Raw genomic sequence first — 1,596 nt, forward strand, 5'->3', positions numbered from 1 at the left:
AATTATAAAACAATCTGTAATCGCCATCCTCCATCAGATGAAGCTCCATGTATAAACTCCTATAAAACATATGCCTCACTTCGATGTCCATTAATTTTTTCTCGCTGTTCGGTACAAAAAATTTATATTCCTCTAGGTATATACTCATTTTTTTACCTCCAGTTAAATCTTCTTATGTTTTATCACAATTCGTGTGTTTTCTAAAAATAACACACATATTGTGTATGTTTATATAATAGCACCTTCGATAATGTTTGTAAATATATTCCTATTCTTTTTGTGTTTATTTATTGAAAATAATACACATTTCGTGTTAATATATTTTTAGAAGAAGTAAATTATTAGCAAAGGAGGTAAAAATTATGTTTGGACAAAATTTAAAAAATCTAAGAACATCTAAAAACCTCAGCCAATCTAAGCTGAGCAAAATTTTAGGAATTTCAAGTAGTACGATAGGTATGTATGAACAAGGTAGAAGATTTCCAGATCAAACTACACTTACTAAAATAGCAGATTATTTTGATGTATCAACAGATTACTTACTTGGTCGCAATCCTAAACCTCCAACTGAATTTAAAGATGCTAAAGCTGCTATGGAATTTATATTAAAATTGCCTACTGTTATGGCATACGGTGGCTACGATGCCACAAAATTATCAGACGAGGAAATAATAGAATTCGCCAACGAATTATTACACCAAATCGAAATAATCAGCTATAAATACAAAAATAAATAAGATTATTAGATGATAAGTAAATTATCAGAGGGAGGTAACTTATTGAAAGTCAAAAAAGCTGTTGAAGATTTAAAATTAAAATACAATACAAATGATCCTTTTGAAATTTGTAGACAAATGAACATTACTGTCAGTCAAACAAAGCTTAATGAGACTCTTAAGGCTTATTTTGCATATGCTTATGAGGACCGTCCGCTTATTATAATCAATTCTAAATACATGGAAAAATCAAAGCATATACTATGTGCCCACGAGCTTGGCCATATAGTCTTAGGTCATGTAGGCGTAAACAATTTCGAGGCTGAAAATCTAGATGCAGAAAGAGAAGCAAATTTATTTGCACTTTATATGCTGTTCGATGAAAGCGAATTTGATATAAAATTTGAAAATATGTCGAGCTATTTAATAAAATACACATTAGATAAAAATATAATATTAGCTAGTAAATAATCATAGGGGCGACTGCAAATTTTTGTAGCTGCCCCTTTAGTATTTTTTTATAATTCAAAATCCACCATAATTGGAAAATGATCTGACATATACACATCGCCAACTTCATACGACTTCACAGTTAAAGCCTTATCTACAAAGCAATAATCTATTCTACTTTTACTAAAAGTAGGATAATTATCTTTTTTTAATTCTACTGAAGCATCGTTGAAATTATCTATGCTCAAGTTTTTTTCATTGAAATCTCCACAGATTATATTTTTATCTTTTACATTTATATTTTTTGCAAAATCTAATATCTCATCTATTTGCTTAAATCTCTCTGTTTTATTGAGACCTAGATGCGTATTTACTATATTTAAGCAATTATGTTCGTCTATTTTTAATTTTATATATGCAATACCCCTCT

At 29.1% G+C, this 1,596-nt stretch carries 3 protein-coding genes; 2 read left to right on the top strand and 1 reads right to left on the bottom strand.

All coding sequences use genetic code 11. The features are described from left to right. Positions 1 to 362: 362 nt before the first annotated feature. Both ACI3VO_RS02370 and ACI3VO_RS02375 read left to right on the top strand, forming a co-directional pair. On the top strand, positions 363 to 737 hold the full coding sequence (locus tag ACI3VO_RS02370) for a helix-turn-helix domain-containing protein (RefSeq protein WP_439756372.1): 375 nt from the start codon (positions 363 to 365) through the stop codon (positions 735 to 737). 42 nt (positions 738 to 779) lie between these two features. Further along, on the top strand, positions 780 to 1,187 hold the full coding sequence (locus ACI3VO_RS02375) for an ImmA/IrrE family metallo-endopeptidase (RefSeq protein ID WP_439756373.1): 408 nt from the start codon (positions 780 to 782) through the stop codon (positions 1,185 to 1,187). A 47-nt stretch (positions 1,188 to 1,234) separates the two neighbouring features. Here the strand turns inward: ACI3VO_RS02375 and ACI3VO_RS02380 are convergent. Beyond that, on the bottom strand, positions 1,235 to 1,596 hold a 362-nt coding region (locus ACI3VO_RS02380; RefSeq protein ID WP_439756374.1), incomplete at its 5' end, for an endonuclease/exonuclease/phosphatase family protein.

This window comes from Intestinibacter sp., assembly GCF_051866655.1.
GTDB lineage: Bacteria > Bacillota > Clostridia > Peptostreptococcales > Peptostreptococcaceae > Intestinibacter.